Raw genomic sequence first — 2,857 nt, forward strand, 5'->3', positions numbered from 1 at the left:
ATATTTGGCCTGGCGAGGGCACTGCAGATCATGGGTGGTGGTTTTTATAACTGTCGGAGTGTGACGCGGCATGCGAAACAAAAAGGAACCTGGCATAGTACGCCGAAGAAGGGTGCGCTGGTCGTGTTCCGAAATGGGGCACATATTGGATCCGTTACGAAATATGATGACATTTATATTTATACAAACGAGGGAAATACATCCAGTACACCAGGTGTTGTAGCCAATGGCGGGTCATGCCGCAATAAAAAATACAAACGTACAGATCCGGCGATTGACGGGTATGTATGGATTGATTATGGCACTGCCTCCGACCAGAGATCCACAGAAACAGCAATCCATCTTGACAAGACTCCAAAGTGGGTGGGAATGGTGAATACAGCAGAACTCAATGTGCGCTCCTGGGCAGGTACAGAGTATCCAAGGATCAAGAAGTATCCGCTTCTTGCACAGCACAATCTTGTTGACGTGTGCAATACGATCAAAGCCGACGACGGCACAGCCTGGTATTATGTTCGGATCGTGAACAAATATTATGGTTTCGTGGCGGCCCGTTACATTACAAAAGTGTAAAAAATGAAAGCCCTGAGATAATACTGATAGTAGGCAGAGCAGCTTTTTTCCTGTACAATGGGAAATAACACAGGAAGAAAAAGGGCGATAAGGATTATGAATATGTGGCTTATTTTGATGATCGTCCTGGCAGTTTTGTCTTTTGCAGGGATTTTGTATCTTGCGAACAGGATTGGGAAATTTGCATTTATCAGAAAAATAACAAAAGGCAAAAAAGGATTCAGCACACTGACAGGACTTCTGATTGCTGTAGTTTATACCGCAGTTATCTGGATGGCGTGGGGTTCTATGAATGCTATTGTGTGTATTCTGCATCTGATCGTATTCTGGATGGTCAGCGAAGCGATTTTTGCCCTGATCACAAAGATACGCAAAAAGACATTTGCAAAATATTATGCCGGGATCGTGGCGATCGTTTTTACTGTATGTTATCTTGCAGCAGGCTGGTATCAGGCACATCATGTGTGGGAGAAGAAGTATGAGATACAGACAGATAAAGAAGTCAGGAATCTTAAGGTGGCAGTTTTTTCCGATTCACATACAGGAACGACATTTCATGGAGAAGGTTTTGCGGAACATATGAAGACCATTGAAGCACAGAATCCGGATGTTGTACTGATCGTTGGCGATTTTGTGGATGATGATACGACGAAGGAAGACAGGACAAGTCTGAGGATTATGCAGGAGGCCGTGAGACGATGGAAGAACTGACAGCTGATCTGGATCCGGGCAAGTTTTCTATCGTTCTGGATCATCAGCCACAGGATTATGAGGCACAGGCAAAGGCGGGCGTTGATCTGGTGCTTTCCGGGCATACTCACGGCGGACAGCTTTTTCCGCTTATGACGATCGAGAACCACACAGATCTGGCCCCGGATGACCGGGTTTACGGATACGAAAAAAGAGGCAGTACAAACTTTATCGTAACGTCAGGAATCTCAGACTGGGCGATCAAGTTCAAAACAGGATGCAGATCAGAATATCTGATGCTGGAGATTGACGGGAAATAAAATACAAAAATAAAAGAAGCACGGGGATATAGATATGGAACATGGAGAAAAGGAATACAGACTGCTGAAATCGGCATATGCTTTTTTGAACCGCCAGATATCACTGTATGAAAAAACGGTAGAGAGAAAAGTAGCAGAGTATAATCTTTTAACGAGGACCGTCAGCAGACCAGGGAAGCAGGAATGAATGAACATATCGCCAAGCCCCTCGATGCAAAGCTGCTGATGAGGAAGATCATGGAGTATTGTAAGCGCAGGGATGCATAAAGTAGATAGAAGAGATATAACAGGAAAGGAAACGATACTGTGAAAATTACAGTTATACATGGTCAGAACCATAAGGGGAATACGTATATGATTGCGCATGAACTTGCGGAAAAGATCGGCGGGGAGGTGACGGAATTTTTCCTGCCGCGTGATTTTGATGAACCATGTCTCGGATGCTGGACGTGTTTTAACAAGGACCTGACACATTGCCCGCATTATAAGAAGCTCAAGCCTCTTATGGATGCGATGGATGAGGCGGATGTAGTAATTCTGGCAAGCCCGGTATATGTGTATCATGCGACCGGGCAGATGATGGCCTTTCTGGATCATTTTGGTACGAGATGGATGGTGCACCGGCCGGATGCACGTGCCTTCCAGAAGCAGGGCGTGGCGATTGCGACAGCTGCCGGCGGTGGCATGGCGAGCACGACGAAGGATCTTTACCACAGTATGTTTTTCTGGGGCTATCCGCGGATCTACCGCATGGGATTTGCTGTCAGGGCAGCGAAGTCATCCGAGATCCCGGAAGATATCCAGAAGAAGATCCACCAGGAGACCGACCGGATGGCAGCAAAGATCCGAAAAAATCATGCCCCATTCAAACCAACACTCAAGACCCGCATGTGGTTTTCGATGATACGCTGGATGCACAAAGCATTCTGGAAGTTCGAGCCGGATTATGGCTACTGGGAAGAACATGGATGGCACGGTAAGAACAGGCCGTGGAAGGTGAAACGGAAGAAAAGAGGATAAAGAAATTATGGAACATACAATAGACCCTGTATACGACGAACACTCACGGATATTGATACTTGGGAGTTTTCCGTCAGTGAAGTCCAGGGAGCAGAAGTTTTTTTACGGACATAAGCAGAACCGGTTCTGGAAAGTGCTTGCAGGGATTCTGGGATGTGAGGTGCCGCAGACGATAGAAGAAAAGAAAGCAATGCTCCTTGAGCATCATATTGCCGTGTGGGATGTGATCCAGAGCTGTGAGATCGAGGGCTCTT

4 protein-coding genes and 1 pseudogene are annotated in these 2,857 nt (G+C 46.3%); all 5 read left to right on the forward strand.

The window, feature by feature from the left end; all coding sequences use genetic code 11:
• Positions 1 to 573 (forward strand): annotated as a pseudogene (locus QZL69_RS12645) (hypothetical protein); the annotation flags it as partial.
• A 96-nt stretch (positions 574 to 669) separates the two neighbouring features.
• Positions 670 to 1,284, forward strand: a complete 615-nt coding sequence (locus tag QZL69_RS12650) for a metallophosphoesterase (protein WP_291519677.1) — start codon at positions 670 to 672, stop codon at positions 1,282 to 1,284.
• Positions 1,272 to 1,583: a hypothetical protein gene (locus QZL69_RS12655; RefSeq protein ID WP_022215566.1), complete on the forward strand. Its 312-nt coding sequence runs from the start codon at positions 1,272 to 1,274 to the stop codon at positions 1,581 to 1,583. The genes QZL69_RS12650 and QZL69_RS12655 overlap by 13 nt, the downstream gene beginning before the upstream one ends.
• A gap of 306 nt (positions 1,584 to 1,889) precedes the next feature.
• A complete protein-coding gene (locus QZL69_RS12660; protein WP_022215568.1) occupies positions 1,890 to 2,603 on the forward strand; it encodes a flavodoxin family protein in 714 nt (237 codons plus the stop codon).
• Positions 2,604 to 2,610: 7 nt separating this feature from the next.
• Positions 2,611 to 2,857: uracil-DNA glycosylase family protein (locus QZL69_RS12665; protein WP_291519680.1), on the forward strand; the 247-nt coding region annotated here is incomplete at its 3' end.

This window comes from Blautia sp. CAG:237, assembly GCF_000436615.1.
Lineage (GTDB): Bacteria > Bacillota > Clostridia > Lachnospirales > Lachnospiraceae > Blautia_A > Blautia_A intestinihominis.